The sequence below is a fragment of the Micromonospora sp. NBC_00421 genome (assembly GCF_036017915.1).
Classification (GTDB): domain Bacteria; phylum Actinomycetota; class Actinomycetes; order Mycobacteriales; family Micromonosporaceae; genus Micromonospora.
In genome coordinates this window covers 5,670,235-5,688,635 of record NZ_CP107929.1, presented here as the reverse complement: position 1 = coordinate 5,688,635, position 18,401 = coordinate 5,670,235, and the positions used below count along the sequence as shown (strand labels likewise).

The window sequence follows — 18,401 nt, the reverse complement described above, 5'->3', positions numbered from 1 at the left end:
TTCGGCCGGGATCTCACCCCCCGGACGTGGAGGCAGTCGTGGCGTAGCGTACGGAACAAACTCGGGCGGTCACCGCCCCGCTACGGCGGGCAGCGAGCCGAATGGGCCGAACGATTGGCGACTCCACCGCAACGGCCACGGTCTGCCGTGCCGTGTGGACGCAGTGGGTGTCGCCGACCGTCAGAGCCGGGGGTCGACCGGCTCCGACTCGCAGGCGAGGATGGCGAAGACCAGCTCGTGCCGCCGCCACAGCGGGACATCGGCGGCGTACGCGTCCAGGGCGGCCAGGCCGAGCGCGTGCTCGCGCAGCGCCAGGCCCCGCTTGCGCCCCAACGAGCGGCGACGCAGCGCGGTGAGCTGGGCGGGTTCGGTGTACCCGGGGCCGTAGATGATCCGCAGGTACTCCCGGCCCCGGCACTTGATGCCCGGCTGGAGCAGCGAGCCCCGTGCCGACCGGGCCGCCGGGCCGGCGTACGGCTTGACCACCATCCCCTCGCCGCCGTCCCCGGTCAGCGCCAGCCACCAGTCGGTGGCCGCCGCCACCGCTGCCGCGTCGGCCAGCTCCACCACCTGCCGTCGGGTCGGGGTGAAGAACTCCGGGTCGGCCGCGCAGAGCCGGTCGGCCAGCGCCAGGTGCCAGCCGTGTTCCCGGTCGGTGAAGGTCACCTTCGCCCCGGCCAGCACCGCGAACGGCGCCAGCGTCACCCCGCGCAACCCCTCGGTGGGTGCCACGTACGCCCGGTAGGCCGCCGAGTAGCCCTCGACCTCCGCCCGGCGGGCCGTCATCCGGTCCCGCAGCGCGTCCACCGGCAGCCCCCGGGCCGCCGCCGCGTCCAGCGCGGCGAGCGCCGCCGGCAACGCCGCCCGCCCGGCCGCGCCGACGCTGGCGTACTGCTCGCGGATCAGCCCACCCGCCTTCGCCGACCAGGGCAGCAGCTCACAGTCCAGCAGCAGCCGGTCGGTGCCCAGCTCGTCCCACAGGCCGGCCGTGCCGACCGCCGCCCGGACCCGGTCCAGCAGCTCGCCGTCCAGCGGCGACCCGAAGAACGGCCGGCCGGTACGGGTGTGCACCACCCCGCCGCCGAACGCGCCGGGTTCCTGCTCGACGAGCACCACCGCCCGGGAACCCATGTGCTTCTCCTCGCACACCACCCGCTCCACACCGGCCGCCCGGTAGTCGTCGAACGCCTGCGTCGGGTGCTCCAGGAACCCCTCCACCGTCGACGTCGAGCAGGGTGCCATCGTCGGCGGCAACCAGACCAGCCGGCCCGGGTCCACCGCGAACCGGCTCATCACCTCCAGCGCGGCGGCGGCGTTCTCCGCCGGCACGGTCAGCGTCCCGTAGGCGTGTTCCAGGTGCCGACGCCCGGTCACGTCGGCCAGGTCGAGCACGGTGTCCGGGCGGGCCGGCGGGCTGACCAGAGGCCGGGCCGGGGCGTACCACTCCCGCTGGGCGGCGACCGAGACCAGCTCCTTCTCCGGGTAGCGCAGCGCGGTGAGCTGCCCGCCGAAGACGCAACCGGTGTCGACGCAGATGGTGTTGTTCACCCACTCCGGCACCGGGGTCGGGGTGTGCCCGTAGACGACCATTGCCGAGCCCCGGTAGTCGCGTGCCCACGGGTAGCGCACCGGCAGGCCGTACTCGTCGGTCTCGCCGGTGGTCTCGCCCCAGAGCGCGAACGAGCGGACCCGGCCCGACGCGCGGCCGTGGTAGGCCTCCTTCAGCCCGGCGTGTGCCACCACCAGCCGGCCGCCGTCCAGCACGAAGTGGCTGACCAGGCCGTCGATGAAGGTCGCCGCCCCGGTCACGAACGCCGGGTCCTCGGCGTCGAGCTGCGCCATCGTCTCGGCCAGGCCGTGGGTGAGCTTGACGTCCTGACCACGCAGCTTGCGCAGCAACTTGTGCTCGTGGTTGCCCGGCACGCAGATCGCGTGCCCGGCCGCCACCATGCCCATCACCAGGCGCAGCACGCCGGGGGAGTCCGGGCCGCGGTCCACCAGGTCACCCACGAAGACGGCGGTACGACCAGCCGGGTGCGCCGCGTCCACCGGGCGACCCGCGTCGTCGCGGTGCAGCAGGTAACCCAGCCGCGTCAGCAGCGACTCCAGCTCCTGGCGGCAACCGTGTACGTCACCGACGATGTCGAACGGCCCGGTCAGCTCCCGCCGGTCGTTGTGGAGCCTGTCGAGGCGAACCTGCGCCGCGTCGATCTCCTCGACCCCGCGCAGCACGTGCACCTTGCGGAACCCCTCCCGGTCCAACTGCCCGTACGACCGGCGCAGGTCGCGCTGCATCCGGGCCAGCACCTGCCGGCCGTGCGTCCGGTCGGCGCGGGCCTGGGTCCGCTCCCAGGCCAGCGTCTCCGGCACGGCCAGCACGATCGCCACCGGCAGCACGTCGTGCTCGCGGGCCACCTTGACCAGACCGGCGCGGGCGTGCGGCTGGAGGTTCGTCGCGTCGACCACGGTGAGCCGGCCCCGCCGCAGCCGGACCCCCGCCACGTGGTGCAGTGCCCCGAACGCGTCGGCCGAGGCGGACTGGTCGTTCTCGTCGTCGGCGACCATCGCCCGGAACGCGTCCGAGGCGAGCACCTGGCTGGGCGCGAAGTGCCGGGCGGCGAAGGTGGACTTGCCCGACCCGGAGACGCCGACCAGCGCCACCAGGGCGAGTTCGGGAATGTCGAGGATGGTCATCGGGCTACCTCCCGGGTGCCCGTCCCGACGGTCGTTCCCGTCCCCACGGTGCGGAACACGGCAAGCTGGGTGGGTGGGCCCACCTCGGGGTCGTCGTCACCGACGCCCCGGATCTCGGCCACATAGCCGTACGCCGCCGCGACCCGGTCGACCCAGTCGGCGAACTCGACCCGGGTCCATTCGAAACGGTGGTCGGGGTGCCGGAACCGGCCCGCTCCCAGCCCTTCGTAGCGGACGTTGTGCTCGGCGTTCGGTGTGGTCACCACGACGGTGGCGGGCCGGGCGTGGCCGAATACGGCATCCTCCAGCGCCGGTAGGCGTGGCGGGTCGACATGCTCGATCACCTCCATCAGGACCCCCGCGTCGTACCCGCGTAGCCGGTCGTCCCGATACGTCAGGGCGGACTGCCACAATCGGACCCGGTCCCGTTGCCGATCCGGCAGCCGGTCCAGCCGCAGTCGACGGGCTGCGAGCGTCAGCGCCTGGGTGGACACGTCGGTGCCGACGATCTCCGTGTAGCGCCGGTCGCCGATCAGGGCGGACAGCAGCGCACCGGGTCCGCAGCCGAGGTCCAACACCCGGGTCGCCCCGCTGGCCGTGAGCGCGGCGAGCACCGCCTCCCGGCGGCGCAGCGCCAGCGACGGCTGGCGAGGGGCCTGTTCGCGTTCGGCTTCGGTAACGCTGTCGGCGGGTGGCTCGTCGGCCAGCTGCTGCGCGGCGAGGCGAGCCATGGCCTCCCCGGCCAGGGCTCGTTGGTGGGCCAGGTAGCGGCGGACGATGACGGCCCGCTCCGGGTGGTCGGCGAGCCAGCCGGCACCCGCTCGGAGCAGCTTGTCGATCTCGTCCGGGGCGACCCAGTAGTGCTTCGCGTCGTCGAGGACCGGCAGCAGCACGTACAGGTGGTTGAGGGCGTCGGCGAGCCGTACCGTGCCGGTGAGGGTCAGATCGACGTAGCGGCTGTCGCCCCACTGCGGGTGCGTGTCGTCGAGTGGAATCGGGGCGGCCGTCACCGCCCAGCCCAGCGGGGCGAACATCCGGGCGGCCAGGTCGGCACCGCCCCGGCAGCGCAGCACCGGCACCCGCAGCTGGAGCGGGATCGGCGCGGCGGCCAGCTCCGGCCGGTCCCGGGACTCGCCGCGCAGGGCCGAGCGGAACACCTTGGCCAGCGCGGAGGAGAGCAGGCTCGACGCGGCGTACGGCCGGTCGTTGACGTACTGGCCGAGGCTGAAGCTCTCCGGGGCGCGGCCCCTGCCCCGGCCCTCGCCGGTCAGCCGCAGCGGGTCGACGTCGACCAGCAGGGCGGCTGTGCAGTGCTGCTCGTCGGCCTCGGGATAGAACACGTGCGCCGCGCCGACCGGCAACTCGAAGGAGTGGAGCCGGTCGGGATGCTTGACCAGCAGGTATCCGAGGTCGGTGGCGGGCCGGTGCGTCGTGGTGAGGGTGAGTAGCACGGCCCCAGGGTGCCAGGGCCGTCGATCCTCCGTCGTCCCGTTTACGTCCCGCCGTGGCCCACGACGCGGGCCCCGCCGAGCCCGCTGCGGGCCCGGCGGGGCAGGCCGGTCAGGCGACGAAGCGGGTCCGTCGGTGCCTGGACATCAGGTAGCCGCCGCCACCGACCACGAGCAGCAGCGCACCGAGAGCGGCGAACAGGGAGGTCGGCACGCCGGTGACCGGCAGGCCACCGTCGTCACCGGCACCCTGGCCGCTGGCCGGGTTGACCGTGAGCCAGGCCCGGTCGTTGGCCGGCCTGAGGTCATCGGCGAAGCCAACGCTGCCCGGGCACTCGCACGGTGCGTTGACGTGTACGGCCCCCCGGGCGTTCGGGACGACCCTGTCGATGCGTAGCCGGAAGTCCATGGTGTAGCTCTTGCCGTTCAGCAGGAGCATGCCCGAGCTGCACTGGTAGGTGCGGGTGCCCCGCCGCAACCCGCAGTTGTCCGGGACCTCGGTGGCGGTGGTGCCCGGTGGCAGTTCGACGACCGTGTGGGTGGCGGCCTCGTAGTCGCCGTTCACCCTGTCGAGCGTGGCCGGGCCGTTGTTCCGGAAGCCGACGGTCGCCGTGACGACGGCGCCGGCCCCGCCCTGCACCGTGTCGCCGACCGCCACGAGGTCGGTGCCGTTCCTGCCGGTGATCTTGATGGACCACGAGGTGTAGTTGTTGCCCGGACCGACGTCGGTCTGGTCGGCGTGCCGCGACTGCGTCGAGGCGTCGGTCAGGGCCAGTCTCGGGCCGCTGCCGGGGATGGCCGCCCGGGCACCGGCCTCCTTCTGCACCCGGTACAGGTCCTCGAAGTCGGCCCTGGTCATGAAGTAGGCCGAGGCGGACTGGGTGCTCGGCGCATAGGTGTCCTTGCCGAGCCGGAGGTCCAACGTGGTCGCGAGCCGCCCGCCCGCCGGGATCTCCTCGTCGAACTGGCAGGAGAACAGGCGATCATCGTTGTAGAGGCAGTTGCTGAACCGGCCCGGGGCCAGGACGGCGTAGGGGAGGTCGAAGACAGCCGCGAAGCCCGCCACGGCCTTGTCGCCGACGTTCGCCACGACCAGTGGCACTGCGACCTTCCCGCCGGGCGGGGTGGAGTGGCTGGTGTCCGGGCCGCCGGCCAGGTCGACGCCCTCACCGACGCGGATCCGGGAGGTGTAACTGCCCCGTCGCTGGCCGGCCACGAGGAGGTCGACCTTGACGTCGCCCGAGTCGCCTACCATCGCCTCGTCGGTGGCGGTGATGCGTACCGGTTCGGTGCCGCTCCGGTAGATCCCGCTGCCGGGTAGTCCCTCGGTGATGTCGATGCCGTCGGGCTCCTTGCAGACCAGGACGCCCGGCTCCGGGGCCGTGCAGTCCATGGCCCGCTCGGCGGCGACGGTGATCTTGCCGGCGAGAGAGCGGTAGTCGTACCGCACGGAGACGTCGGAGAGCGCGGTCGGTCGGTCGGCGTACAGGATCAGGACGCGGGAGACGCCCGGGGAGCGGGGCGCGAGGGTGGTGTCCTGGAAATAGGGCCGGATCTCGACCGTGGGCGCGGCGAGGGCCGGGGTGGCGGTGCCGGTGAGGAACACGCCTGCGACGCCGATCCAGGCCAGCCAGCGCCGATGCGAACGCTCGATCATGGGGTCCTCCCAGTGGGGGTGGGCCCACGCAGCTTAGAGGTACCTCACGGTTTTTGGGTCACTCTGCTGAGTGATCGGCGTGCCCCTCCCTCAGCGATAGTCGTCCTCGTCGGCGGTGACCACCCGGGCCTGCTCCATCGCGTCCCAGTCGGCGACCTCCAGGCCCCGGTGCGGCTCGGCGTCGGTCTCGTCCGGGCCGATCACGGCGGCCTGCTCGACCGCGTCGGCCGGCTCGGCCTCCGGGTCGCGCTCCTCCGGGTCGAGGTGGTCGCTCGGGGTGAAGTCCTCGTCGGGCTGACCCATCGTCCCTCCCTGGTTTCCGGTGGCCTGTCCACCCCACCGTACGGCCTGGTGGGGGAGGTCGCCCGGTGGGCGCGGGAACGCGGGAACGTCCCACCGGGAACGCCGGCCGGTGTCAGGATGGGTCGGTGGGTTTCCTGATCCGGTTGGTGATCACGGCGATCGCGCTGTGGGTCACCACGCTGATCGTGCCCGGGGTCGACGTCACCGGCCGCAACGGCGCGAACACCGCCCTCACCCTGCTCGTGGTGGCGCTGATCTTCGGTGTCGTCAACGCGGTCCTCAAGCCGGTGATCAAGGTGGTCGGGTGCGTGTTCTACCTGCTCACCCTCGGGTTGTTCGCGCTGGTGGTGAACGCGTTGCTGTTCCTGCTGACCGACCGGCTCGCCCGCGCCCTCGACCTGCCGTTCCGGGTGGACGGTTTCTGGGCCGCCTTCTGGGGGGCCATCGTGATGGCCGTGGTGACCTGGTTGATCAGCATCGCCGTGCCGGACCGTCGGGAGATCCGGTGAGGCCGACGGGTGGACGGTCGCCGGGGCGGTGGTGCCCGCCGTCGCCTCCTGCGGGATACTGCCGACGGTGGACAGCGCGGTCCGGCGCACCGATGGAAGTCAGCGGCCAGCGCGGCCGAGAGCGGTAACTAAGGAGCTTTTCACATGCCCATCGCTTCCCCCGAGGCTTACGCGGAGATGCTGGACCGGGCCAAGGCCGGCCGGTACGCGTACCCCGCGATCAACGTGACCTCGTCGCAGACCCTGAACGCTGCGCTGAAGGGCTTCGCCGACGCGGAGAGCGACGGCATCATCCAGGTCTCCACCGGTGGTGCCGAGTACCTGTCCGGCCCGTCCGTCAAGGACATGGTGACCGGTGCGGTGGCGTTCGCCGCGTACGCGCACGAGGTGGCCAAGAAGTACCCGGTCAACGTCGCGCTGCACACCGACCACTGCCCGAAGGACAAGCTGGACGGGTTCGTCCGGCCGCTGATGGCCATCTCCCAGGAGCGGGTGCGCAACGGCCAGGAGCCGCTGTTCCAGTCGCACATGTGGGACGGCTCGGCCGTGCCGGTGGCGGAGAACCTGGAGATCGCCGCCCAGCTCCTCGACGAGGCCGCCAAGGGCAAGATCGTCCTGGAGATCGAGGTCGGCGTCGTCGGTGGCGAGGAGGACGGCGTCGAGAACGCCATCAACGACAAGCTCTACACCACCGTCGAGGACGGCCTGGCCATGGTCGAGGCGCTGGGCCTGGGCGAGAAGGGCCGCTACATGGCGGCGCTGACCTTCGGCAACGTGCACGGCGTCTACAAGCCGGGCAACGTCAAGCTCCGCCCGGAGATCCTCAACCAGATCCAGGAGGCGGTCGGCGCCAAGTACGGCAAGGACAAGCCGCTCAGCCTGGTCTTCCACGGCGGCTCCGGCTCGCTGCTGGAGGAGATCCGGGAGGCGCTCGACTACGGCGTGGTGAAGATGAACATCGACACCGACACCCAGTACGCCTTCACCCGGCCGGTCGCGGACCACATGCTCCGCAACTACGACGGCGTACTCAAGATCGACGGCGAGGTCGGCAACAAGAAGCAGTACGACCCGCGTACCTGGGGCAAGCTGGCCGAGGCCGGTCTGGCCGCCCGGGTCGCCGAGGCGTGCGAGCACCTGCGCTCCACCGGCACCCGGATGAAGTGACCTTTCGTAGCCCGCCGACGGCCGGCCCCCGCACGGGGGCCGGCCGTCGGCGTCACGGCGGTGGCCGGGACGGGCGTCAGGCGGTCGCGGTGAGCACCCGGACGGCCTCGTGGACGTCGTCGGTGAGGTGGATGCTGGCGGACAGGTCACCGGCCGGCGACCCGGCGAACAGCGGCCGCAGCAACGACTCGATCGGCAGCTCCCGGGTCCAGTACGCCCGGTCCAGGAAGACGTACGCCCCGCTCGCCCCGTCCGTGCCGTAGTACGTCTTCGTCGCCGCCTGGAACACCTCCTGCACGGTGCCGGCCCGGCCGGGGGCGAAGACGATCCCGCCCCGGGCCAGCCGCAGGATGGTGTCCTCCCGGATGGCGTTCGAGAAGTACTTGGCGATCCGACCGGCGAACAGGTTCGCCGGCTCGTGGCCGTACAGCCAGGTGGGGATGGCCAGCCCGCCGGAGCGGGCCCAGTCCAGGCCGGGGCCGCGCTGCTGCGGCACGGCGGCGGCGTAGCGCTCGCGGACCGCCAGCGCGGTGGCCGTGTACCGGTCGTGGTCGGTGAAGTCGGGGGCCGCCGCCAGCAGGTCGATCGCGGTGTCCAGCTCCCGCGCCGGCCAGGCCGCCAGGAACGCCCCCAGGTTGGCCGCCTCCATCACCCCGGGGCCGCCACCTGTCACCACCAGTCGGTCGGCCCGTGCCAGCTCCCAGCCCAGCACCGCCGCCATCCGGTACGGCACGCTGCCGCGCGGCACCGCGTGCCCGCCCATCACCCCCACCACCGACTGCGGCCCGTGGGTGGACAGCCAGGTCCGGGTCGCGTCGGCCAGGGCGTTGTCCACCCCGTGGTCGTGCAGCCGCTGGCCGAGCGCCTCCTTCACGTCGGGCAGGGCCCCGCCGTGGGCGCGGAAGTGCTGGTAGACCCGGGTGTCGTACATCCCGGCGAAGCCGGCGTCGGCGAACCCCTCGGCCAGGTCGGCCGGGGTGTAGAGGTGGGCCGGCTGGGTCGGGTACGGCAGGCCGGAGAAGGGCGGCACGACGTTCGCCCCGCGCCGGACCAGGTCGGCCCCGACCTCCCGGCCGGCGAACCGGCAACCCACGAAGAGGGTGCCCGCCACCTCGGTGGCGGTCAGGTCGGGGACCGGATCGAGGTCGAGGCGGAGCCCCTGCACGGTCAACCCGGCGAGGCTGCCGGCGACCAGGTGCCTGTCGAACTCGGCCCGGGTCTCGATCTCGTCATGACTGGTGTCGTGCGGCGCGATGACGTCCGCGGGAGGTGGGGTCGGCACCCCGTCATCCTGCCCCCACCCCGCCACCGCCGCGCGGCGGCCGGGGCACCGACGACAGGAGCCCGGCGACCGAGGTCACCGGGCTCCTGCGTAACCGGTTCCTGGGGAGGCTCCGGACCAATAGTTGTAGTGGAAAACATCTTCGGGCGGCATGGGCCGCAGGGCCGGTACGGTCGGCCGAGGGTTCACCCGGTGGGGCCGAGGGTTCACCCGACAGGGTCCCGGGCGTGACGTAGACCTCCACCGTTCAGCCACCGTATGCACCCGACCCCCTCGCGCGGCGCAGGGCGAAGCGGGTTGAATGGGGCGATGCAGAACCTGTTGCCTGAGCCTCCGGCCACCCTCCTGCCCGTCCACGAAGAGGCGGACGCCGCTCTGGCCGCCGCCGCGGACAAGGGCACCGACGAGGCGTACGCCGAGGTCGCGGCCCGCTTTCCCACCCACAGCGCGGCCTGGGCGGCGCTGGCCACCCGAGCCCTGGACAGCGGCCAGGTGATCGCCGCGTACGCGTACGCCCGCACCGGCTACCACCGTGGCCTGGACCAGCTGCGGCGCAGCGGCTGGAAGGGGCACGGCCCGGTCCCGTGGTCGCACACCCCGAACGAGGGCTTCCTCCGCTGCCTGTACGTGCTGTCCCGGGCCGCCGGTGAGATCGGCGAGGCGGACGAGGCCGCCCGGTGCGCCCAGTTCCTCCGCGACTGCGACCCGGCGGCCGGAGACGCTCTCGCCAGCGCCTGACCTGCCGGTCGTCACCGGCCCGCCCCGAAGTCGTCCGGGGCGGGCCGGTGACGCCGGTTCCTGTCGTCGTGCTGCTGACCGGGCCGCTCAGAGCCCCTCGGCCACCGCCGCGGCGATCTTCAGCCAGGCGTCCCGGGTGGCCGAGGAGAGCCCGCCGTAACGGATCGGCTCGCCGGTGTCGATCAGCCGCTCGTACGGCGCGAGCAGCACCGCCCTCGTCCGGGCGGCGAAGTGTTCCTGGATGGCCGGCAGGTCGATCTCCTTGCGGGACGGCGGCATCGACACCACAGTCACCGCCTGCCGGACGAGCCGGTGCCGACCGCTCTGCTCCAGGTGGTCGAGCATCCGGGCGGCCGTCTCGGCCGAGTCGTTACGGGCCGACATGGTGACCACCAACTGGTCGGTGGCGTCCATCGCGGCCTGCCAGTTCTGCGCCCGGACGTTGTTCCCGGTGTCCACGAAGATCAGCTTGTAGAACCGGCTCACCACCTCGCGGATCTCGGCGAACGCCGCCGCCGTCAGCATCTCGCCGCCGGTGGCCGACTCGTCCGAGGCGAGCACGTCGAACATCCCCTCGCCCTGCGAGCGGACGTACTGCGACAGGTCCCCGATCCGGCCGTGCGGCCCCTGGAACTGCCCGAGGTCACGCAGCATGTCCCGGACCGTACGGGAGTGGAAGTCCTGCTGCGCCCGCATGCCCAGGGTGCCCTGGGTCTCGTTGTTGTCCCAGGCCAGCACGTAGCCACCGCGCTTCTGCCCGAAGGTCATCGCGAGCAGCAGGATGGCCACGGTCTTGCCGGCCCCGCCCTTGGGATTGACCACTGTCACCTGGCGCAGCCCGCCGAAGTTGCGGCGCACCATCTCGATGTCCCGCTTCAACTCCTGCTCGTGCTGCCCCGGCGGGAGTTTCACCAGCCCGATCCGGTTGACCATGGCCCGTACGCCCATCGTGGCGATCGGCTCGGCCGGTCGGATCTGCCGGCGGCGGGCGAAGTCCTCGGCGGTCGGCGCGACCCCGCTCTCCGGCGACCAGCCCAGTTCCGGGTATCCGGTCAGGGCCGCCGGGTCGGGACTGGCCGGTGGGGTCGCCCCGACCGGGGCCGGCTGCTCCGGCCAGGAGGGTCGGTACCAACCCCCCGGTGACTGCTGTGGGGGCGGCACCGGTCCTGTCCCGCCCGTCGACTCCGGGCGGGTCGATCCGGGATCCACCGGCCCTGGTCCGGTCGGTGCCGAGGCGGTCGGGCCGGGTGCGGCGGGAAGTGCTGGTGGCGAGGTGGGCGGGAGCGGCGGCGGTGCGGTGGGTGCCGGGTAGGGGTGAACGGCGGCAGCGGGCACCACCTCGGCCCGGCGCGGACCTTCGGCTCTGCCGGGTTCATCGGCACCGCCCGAGAGCCGCTGGGGCGGCAGCGCCCACGGCGACTCGCCCCGGCCGGCGTGCGGTGCCGACACCGCCGCCACGCCCGTCGCATCCGACGTCGGATCCGGGCCGGCTCCGCGGATCCCGGGAGGTTCAGGCCCCGCCGAGGGTGGAGACCCCTCAAGATCCGACTCGGTCGGGTCGGTCCCGTCGGTCAGGCCGCTCCCGTGGCCCGGACGGGCCGGTGGGACAAAGTGAGCCAGGCCGTTCGGTGGGTTCGTGTGCGTCGCCTGACCAGGCCCGGGGGCAGGCCCGGCGGGTGGCGACGGTGGGCCGGCGAGCGACGGGTCCAGGGTGAACGGCAGATCGAGATCCAGCTGACCGTCGTACCCGGGCGGGGCCCAACCACCGTCGGGCGGCGTCGGGGTGACCTCCGCGGCGAGCGACGGGTACGCCGTCGGCGGGTACACCGGCGCGGGCTCGCCGGCCCAGTGCGGCACCGCATCGGCCGGGTCGGGCGGCCAGAGCGGTTCGATGTCCCGCTCCGGCACCGGCTGCTGGCCGGGCAGTCCTGCCCGGTCGGCGTTGTCGTCCACCACGGCTCCTCCCCCATTCCTCCCGCCGAGGATAGGCCGTCCCGGTCCCGTCACGCCGGGTGACGGACGCGGGTGGTGGTCAGCCCTGGTAGACCGCCCAGGCTCCGGGCTCGGTCCACCAGGACCGCTTGCGGCTCAGCTCACCCTCGACGCCGTCGTCGAGGAAGGGCACCCGTTCGTCGCGGGGGATCACGGCCACCGCCCGGCCCCGGGCCCGACGCACCTCGTACCGGATCTTCCTCTTCCTACCCAACGTGGAGCGGGCCGGCACGGGAACGGCCACCGCGACCTCCACCAGCCCGTCGGCCGGGTCGCCGGCGGTGAGCAGGGGCAGCGAGTCGAGGGTGGCGTACCCGCCGGCATTGCCGATCGCGCAGGCCAGGATCGGGTCGGTGCCGTCGGAGAGCACCGCGTCGTCCACCTCGACCCGGCCGCGCCAGTGCAGCGGCCGGCCCGCGTCGTCTGCCGCGCCGAGCAACGCGCCGTCCAGGGTCACCGAGCCGCCGTCGTTGCGCAGCAGGTCGAGTCGGCGTACGCCGCCGTCGAGCACCGCCGCCGCCACCGCCGCCGGTTCCCGGGGCAGACCGAGCTGCGCGACCAGGTCCCGGTGCGGGCCACCCCGGGCCGGATCGAGCGGGAGTACCCCGATCGGCGGCAGATCGGGCACCGTACGGTTGCCGGCCAGCTCGGCCGGGCGGCGGCTCGGCGGTGGGGCGTACCGGCGGACCAGCCGACGCACGACGGCGCGCAGCTGGGCGTCGCTGGCGGCGGCGACGACCAGCCGGACCTTGCTGTCCGGGTCGGGCCAGGTGAGGCCGTCGGGACGGGCCGGGGCGTCCAGCCGGGCCAGCACCTCGTCGACCTCGGCGTCGGAGTATGCGGTCACGGTCTCCACCCGGGCACCCCGGGCGGTCAGCTCGTCGGCACAGGCCAGCACCGGGACGCGCGGCGTCGCACAGCGCTCCCCGCCCGTGTTGGTCTGGCTGCCTGCGTCGGGCTGCGCGGCGGGCGGCTTCCCGGCGGGGTCGGAGGTGCCGCCGCAGCAGGCGTCGCCGCTTCCGCAGCCCCCACCTGGAGCGTCCCGCTCCGAGCCGAGGGTGAGCAGCACCACGTCGTACAAACCGGGCCTCCTGACCTCCGACGTGAACCCCTGCCGGCCACGCCGTCCCTACTTGTTAGCCTGACACCCCGGGCTCGCCAACCGGTCGCCACCTGGCACCCGAGCCTTCTGGAGGCGGAAAAGATGCCAGCGATCGTGCTCATCGGTGCTCAGTGGGGCGACGAGGGCAAGGGCAAGGTTACCGACCTGCTGGGTGAGCGGGTCGACTACGTCGTGCGCTACTCCGGCGGCAACAACGCCGGCCACACGGTGATCACCCCGGACGGGCAGAAGTACGCGCTGCACCTGATGCCGTCGGGGGCGCTCTCCCCGAGTGCCATGATCGTCATCGGCAACGGGGTGGTGGTCGATCCCAAGGTGCTGCTCGCCGAGATCGACGGGCTCGCCGAGCGCGGGGTGGACGTGTCCCGGTTGCGGATCTCCGGGGACGCGCACCTGATCATGCCGCACCACCGGGCGTTGGACCGGGTGGTGGAGCGCTACCTCGGCTCGGCCCGGATCGGCACCACCGGGCGCGGCATCGGCCCGGCCTACGGCGACAAGGTCGCCCGGATGGGCATCCGGCTCCAGGACCTGCTCGACCCGGGCATCCTGCGCAAGAAGCTGGAACTCGCGCTGCGCGAGAAGAACCAGCTGTTGTTCAAGGTCTACAACCGTAAGGCCATCGACGTCGACGAGACCGTCGAGGAATACCTGCGGTACGCGGAGCGGCTGCGGCCGTACATCGCGGAGACCCGGGTGATGCTCTGGGACGCCCTGGACCGGGGCGAGACGGTGCTGCTGGAGGGCGCCCAGGCCACCATGCTCGACATGGACCACGGCACGTACCCCTTCGTCACCTCGTCGAACCCGACGGCCGGTGGGGCGTGCGTGGGCGCGGGCATCCCGCCGACCGCGATCACCGGGGTCATCGCGGTGAGCAAGGCGTACACCACCCGGGTCGGGTCCGGCCCGTTCCCGACCGAGCTGTTCGACGACAACGGCCAGCACCTGCGTAAGGTCGGCCACGAGTACGGCACCACCACCGGCCGGGAACGCCGCTGCGGCTGGTTCGACGCCGTCGTCGCCCGGTACTCCTGCCGCCTCAACGGCGTCACCGACCTGGTCATCACCAAGCTGGACGTGCTCACCGGCCTGCCCAAGGTCCCGCTCTGCATCGGGTACGAGATCAACGGCGAACGCTTCGACGACATGCCGATGACGCAGACCGACTTCCACCACGCCACCCCGATCTACGAAGAGCACGACGGTTGGTGGGAGGACATCAGCAAGGCGCGCACCGAGGACGAGCTGCCGGAGAACGCCCGCCGCTACATCGCCCGAATCGAAGAGATCACCGGCACCCGCGTCAGCGTCGTAGGCGTAGGCCCCGGCCGCGAAGAAAACGTGATCCGCCACCCCCTCCTCCCCTAACCCCCCACCCCCCCGCCCGCCCCCGCCCGCCCCGTCTCGCCCCGTCTCGCCCCGGTGATCAAGAGGTTTGCGTCACGAGAGTGGTCGTTCTTGACGTAAAACTCTTGATCACCAGCTGAGTCGCGAAAGTTATCCACAGGGTTTTCCACAGGGGTCGAAGTTGCTGTGGGTGGCGGGTCAGGGTGGGGCGGTGATGCCGCTTGAACTCATCCATCGGGTCGCCCTGGGGCAGGACGGGATGGTGACCACGTCGCAGGCCCTCGCGGCCGGTCTGACCCGTGACCACATCAGACAGCTCTGCCGCTCGGGCCGGTGGAGGCGGCTGTCCCGTGGTTGCTTCGCGCCGGGCGGGCAGCCACCCGATGCGGTCACCGGCCGGACCCGCATCCGGGCGGCGGTGGTCAGCCTCGGTCCGGGAGCCTTTGCGGTCCTCGACAGCGCGCTGGAGCTGCACGGCATCGCCGTACCGCGCCGGAACTCCGCCGTCCACGTCTCGGTGCCTGTGGACCGCCCCCGGCCGCAGCGGCCCACCGATCCCTCACTCGTGGTCCACCAACTGACCGTGCGCCCCGATGACATCGTCGAGGTGTCCGGCATCCCCACGACATCACCGTTGCGGACGGTGACGGATGTGATTCTCCGACTGGACCGGTACCCTGCCGTGTCGGTGCTCGACTCGGCGTTGAACCGCGGGCTCGTCACCCCGGAGGACCTCGCGACCGCACCGGTGCTGGTCCGGGGCCGACGGGGTGCCCCGGCGGCCAGGAGTCATCTCGGCGAGGTGGACGGGCGGGCCCAGTCCCCCCTGGAGACCTGGGCACGACTGCGGTGTGTCGACGGCGGTGTCCCGCCCGACGTACTGCAGCAGGAGGTCCGCGACGAGGACGGCCATCTGCTCGGCATCGGTGACCTGGGTTGGCGTGCCGCCCGGCTGATCGCCGAGGCCGACGGAATGGGCCCCCACGGTACGCCGGAGGCACTCTTCGCCGACCGTCGCCGGCAGAACCGCCTGGTCAACGCGGGCTGGCGAATCCTCCGGTTCACCTGGTCCGACGCTCTGCGTCCCGACTACATCCCCCAGACCGTCCGCCAAGCCATGTCCGCCCCCCGCAACCCGCCCCACTCCAGAAGAACCCCGCACTAACTAGCCCTCCCCCCGTAGTCACCCCACCCGCCCCCCTCCACCCCTCCCAGCCCGGTGATCAAGAGGTTTGCGTCAGTCGATCAAGAGGTTCACGTCAAAGTTGATCTCCAGCATGACGTAAACCTCTTGATCGACGGGGCGAGGCGAGGCGAGGCGGGGCGAGGCGGGCGGGGCGAGGCGGGGCGGGGCGAGTGGGGCGGGGTGGGGTGGGGGGTGGGGGAGGGTGGGTAGGATTCGTCGCCGTGCGCGTACTTCTTCTGGGTGGTGGTGGGCGGGAGCATGCGCTCGCCCTGGGGTTGGTCGAGGATCCGGCTGTGGAGGCCCTGTTCGCGGCACCCGGTAACCCGGGGATCGCGGGGGTGGCGGAGCTGCGGCAGGTCGATCCGGTCGATCCTGCCGGGGTGGCCGAGTTGGCCGTGTCGGTCGGTGCCGACCTGGTGGTGATCGGGCCGGAGGCGCCGCTGGTGGCCGGGGTGGCCGACGCGGTACGCGCCAAGGGCGTCCCGGCGTTCGGGCCGTCGGCCGAGGCGGCCCGGTTGGAGGGCTCGAAGACCTTCGCCAAGGAGATCATGACGGCGGCCGGGGTGCCGACCGCCCGCGCGTACACCTGCACCGATGCGGAGAGCGTCGGGCGGGCGCTCGACGAGTTCGGCACGCCGTACGTGGTGAAGGACGACGGGCTGGCCGCCGGCAAGGGAGTGGTGGTCACCGACGACCGGGCCGCCGCGCTGCGGCACGCGCAGGAGTGCGGCCGGGTGGTGGTCGAGGAGTACCTGTCCGGCCCCGAGGTCTCCCTGTTCGTGGTGACCGACGGTGAGGCCGCCCTGCCGCTGCTGCCCGCACAGGACTTCAAGCGGGTCGGCGACGGCGACGCCGGCCCGAACACCGGCGGGATGGGGGCGTACGCCCCGCTGCCGTGGGCACCGCCCGGCCTGGTCGACGAGGTGATGCTCGACGTGGTCCACCCGACGCTTGCCGAGATGCGCCGGCGGGGTACCCCGTTCGTCGGTCTGCTCTATGTCGGGCTGGCGCTCACCGCCGCCGGCCCCCGGGTGATCGAGTTCAACGCCCGCTTCGGTGACCCGGAGACCCAGGTGGTGCTGGCGCTGCTGGAGACACCGCTCGCCGGGCTGCTGCACGCCGCCGCGACGGGCACGCTGGCCGCGCACCCGCCGCTGCGCTGGCGCGACGGCGCGGCGGTCACCGTGGTGGTCGCGGCCGAGGGCTACCCGGCCGCGCCGCGTACCGGTGACGTGATCACGGGTGCCGACCACCCCGGGGTGATCCACGCCGGGACCGCCCGTCGGGCCGCCGACGGCGCGTTGCTCTCCGCCGGCGGCCGAGTCCTCTGCGGTACGGCCACCGGCCCCGACCTGACCGCCGCCCGGGATGCCGCCTACGCCCTGGTACGCGGCATCGAGCTGGCCGGTTCGCATCACCGCAGCGACATCGCCGCCACCGCCGTCGACGGCCGGATCACCGTCCCCGACTGACGCGCCGAGACGACCACGGCGGCGCACCTGGCGGTGGTGTGCGCGGCGTTCGGGGTCGACCCGGTCGCGCACTGTCGGCGCAGCCAGCCGGGGACGGTCGGTCGGCGGTCGGCCGGATCACCGCTCCCGACCGGCGGGTCGCCGGGGGACGTCCGCGTCGACGTACCCCGGGAGGTGAGTGCAGTCAGAGCAGGCCGAGTGCGGCGGTGATGAGCCGCTGGGCGGTGAGGCTGAGTTCCTCGCCCTTGGCGTCGGTGCCCGTGATCGAGTACTCCACCCGGAACCGGCCGTCCCGGGTGGAGGCGACCCCGGCGAGGTAGCCGTACCGGGAACCGGTCTTGATCCACAGGGTCTCGCCGTCGGGCAGCGGGAACGCGGTGAGGCCGGCGCCGTAGCGGGCCGGCCCGCCGTCGACGTCCGGGACGGCCGGCAGGGTGAACATCGTGGTGAGCTGGGCGGCCGGCACCACCCGACCGGCGAAGAGCGCCGTGTAGAAGGTGTCCAGGTCGGTCAGGCTGGAGATGACGTCGCCGGAGGCCGGGGTGAAGGTCTGGCTCCAGGTGGTGACGTCCACCAGTTCGGTCCGCCCGTGCCGGACGACGGCCTCGTAGCCGTGGGCGTGCGGGCCACGGATCCGGGGGTCGTCACCCGGCGCGTAGGTGTCGCGCAGGCCGAGCGGCCGGGCGATGCGTCGGTCCAACTCCGCCGCGTACGAGTGGCCGGTGATCTTCTCGATGATCATTCCGGCGACGATGTAACCCATGTTGGTGTAGTGCTGCTTCTCCCCGGGGTCGAACTCGCGGGGGTTGCGTAGCCCGAGCCGGACCAGTTGTTCCGGGGTCCAGCTGTGGTAGCGGTGGGCGAGCTGCCACTCGATGCCGTCGGGAACCTCGGGGCTGGGCAGGCCGCTCGTGTGGTCGAGCAGTTGGCGGACGGTGACGGTCGGGTAGTCGGCGGGGAGCAGCCCGGGGAGGAGTCGCTGCACCGTGGCGTCGAGGTCGATCCGGTCCTCGGCCGCGAGTTGCAGCACCAGCGCGGCGGTGAAGACCTTGGTGACGCTGCCGACCCGGAACCGGGCGTGCGGTGGTACGGGTGCCTGGCTGCGCAGGTCCCGCACGCCGGTGGTGCCGGTCCAGCAGCCGTCCGGCGTGGTGATCCGGACCTGGGCGCTGGTGGCGTCGGCGTCGGGTAACCCGGCTATCGCCTGTCGGATGGGCGTCGGGTCGAGGGTGCCGGGACGGCAGACCGAACCGCCGCGACGGTCGTCGGGGATGGCAGCCGGGGCGGCCACGGCGACAGTCCCGGGGGCTGCCACGCCGAGCAGGGCACCGAGTGTCGTGGCGACGAGCACGGCCCGCCGATTCATGATCTTCATGTCCTTGAGCCTTCCGGCCGCCGGCATCGACGACATCGGGGAGAGTCCCCCGACGCACCCGGATCGTCTGCTCAGGGAGATCACCCCGGGCCGCAGGCCGCCGCC

At 72.8% G+C, this 18,401-nt stretch carries 14 protein-coding genes; 6 read left to right on the top strand and 8 right to left on the bottom strand.

The features are described 5' to 3' along the window. Window positions 1–180: 180 nt before the first annotated feature. The 4 genes from OHQ87_RS24245 to OHQ87_RS24230 all read right to left on the bottom strand — a co-directional run bounded on the left by OHQ87_RS24245 (window position 181) and on the right by OHQ87_RS24230 (window position 6,102). Window positions 181–2,694, bottom strand: coding sequence for a polynucleotide kinase-phosphatase (locus OHQ87_RS24245; RefSeq protein WP_328341453.1), 2,514 nt, complete (start codon window positions 2,692–2,694; stop codon window positions 181–183). After that, window positions 2,691–4,145 (bottom strand): 3' terminal RNA ribose 2'-O-methyltransferase Hen1, encoded by a 1,455-nt coding sequence (locus OHQ87_RS24240; protein WP_328341451.1) that lies wholly within the window; start codon window positions 4,143–4,145, stop codon window positions 2,691–2,693. Before OHQ87_RS24240 ends, OHQ87_RS24245 begins: the two co-directional genes overlap by 4 nt. Window positions 4,146–4,254: 109 nt before the next feature. Beyond that, on the bottom strand, window positions 4,255–5,799 hold the full coding sequence (locus tag OHQ87_RS24235; protein ID WP_328341449.1) for an LPXTG cell wall anchor domain-containing protein: 1,545 nt from the start codon (window positions 5,797–5,799) through the stop codon (window positions 4,255–4,257). A gap of 90 nt (window positions 5,800–5,889) precedes the next feature. Next, window positions 5,890–6,102 carry a hypothetical protein gene (locus OHQ87_RS24230; RefSeq protein ID WP_328341447.1) on the bottom strand — a complete coding sequence of 71 codons (213 nt, stop codon included), beginning with the start codon at window positions 6,100–6,102 and terminating at the stop codon, window positions 5,890–5,892. Between the two features lie 125 nt (window positions 6,103–6,227). On the opposite strand from OHQ87_RS24230, the gene OHQ87_RS24225 reads away from it, so the two are divergent. Both OHQ87_RS24225 and fbaA read left to right on the top strand, forming a co-directional pair. Then, window positions 6,228–6,611, top strand: coding sequence for a phage holin family protein (locus OHQ87_RS24225; RefSeq protein ID WP_328341445.1), 384 nt, complete (start codon window positions 6,228–6,230; stop codon window positions 6,609–6,611). Window positions 6,612–6,755: 144 nt separating this feature from the next. Then, on the top strand, window positions 6,756–7,778 hold the full coding sequence (gene fbaA, locus OHQ87_RS24220; RefSeq protein WP_328341443.1) for a class II fructose-bisphosphate aldolase: 1,023 nt from the start codon (window positions 6,756–6,758) through the stop codon (window positions 7,776–7,778). Window positions 7,779–7,854: 76 nt separating this feature from the next. Here fbaA and OHQ87_RS24215 read toward each other — a convergent pair whose 3' ends face one another. After that, window positions 7,855–9,060 carry an LOG family protein gene (locus tag OHQ87_RS24215; RefSeq protein WP_328341441.1) on the bottom strand — a complete coding sequence of 402 codons (1,206 nt, stop codon included), beginning with the start codon at window positions 9,058–9,060 and terminating at the stop codon, window positions 7,855–7,857. Between the two features lie 309 nt (window positions 9,061–9,369). On the opposite strand from OHQ87_RS24215, the gene OHQ87_RS24210 reads away from it, so the two are divergent. After that, a complete protein-coding gene (locus tag OHQ87_RS24210; RefSeq protein ID WP_328341439.1) occupies window positions 9,370–9,798 on the top strand; it encodes a DUF3151 domain-containing protein in 429 nt (142 codons plus the stop codon). Between the two features lie 87 nt (window positions 9,799–9,885). On the opposite strand, the gene OHQ87_RS31455 is transcribed toward OHQ87_RS24210, so the two are convergent. Continuing rightward, window positions 9,886–11,751 carry a chromosome partitioning protein gene (locus OHQ87_RS31455; protein WP_442930593.1) on the bottom strand — a complete coding sequence of 622 codons (1,866 nt, stop codon included), beginning with the start codon at window positions 11,749–11,751 and terminating at the stop codon, window positions 9,886–9,888. 79 nt (window positions 11,752–11,830) lie between these two features. Further along, a complete protein-coding gene (locus OHQ87_RS24200; RefSeq protein ID WP_328341435.1) occupies window positions 11,831–12,871 on the bottom strand; it encodes a hypothetical protein in 1,041 nt (346 codons plus the stop codon). 123 nt (window positions 12,872–12,994) lie between these two features. On the opposite strand from OHQ87_RS24200, the gene OHQ87_RS24195 reads away from it, so the two are divergent. The 3 genes from OHQ87_RS24195 to purD all read left to right on the top strand — a co-directional run bounded on the left by OHQ87_RS24195 (window position 12,995) and on the right by purD (window position 16,921). Continuing rightward, a complete protein-coding gene (locus OHQ87_RS24195; RefSeq protein WP_328341433.1) occupies window positions 12,995–14,284 on the top strand; it encodes an adenylosuccinate synthase in 1,290 nt (429 codons plus the stop codon). A gap of 193 nt (window positions 14,285–14,477) precedes the next feature. Next, a complete protein-coding gene (locus OHQ87_RS24190) occupies window positions 14,478–15,428 on the top strand; it encodes a type IV toxin-antitoxin system AbiEi family antitoxin domain-containing protein (protein WP_328341431.1) in 951 nt (316 codons plus the stop codon). Between the two features lie 242 nt (window positions 15,429–15,670). Then, window positions 15,671–16,921 (top strand): phosphoribosylamine--glycine ligase, encoded by a 1,251-nt coding sequence (gene purD, locus OHQ87_RS24185; protein WP_328341429.1) that lies wholly within the window; start codon window positions 15,671–15,673, stop codon window positions 16,919–16,921. 184 nt (window positions 16,922–17,105) lie between these two features. Here purD and OHQ87_RS24180 read toward each other — a convergent pair whose 3' ends face one another. After that, window positions 17,106–18,296: a serine hydrolase domain-containing protein gene (locus tag OHQ87_RS24180; RefSeq protein WP_328341427.1), complete on the bottom strand. Its 1,191-nt coding sequence runs from the start codon at window positions 18,294–18,296 to the stop codon at window positions 17,106–17,108. Between the last annotated feature and the right edge of the window lie 105 nt (window positions 18,297–18,401).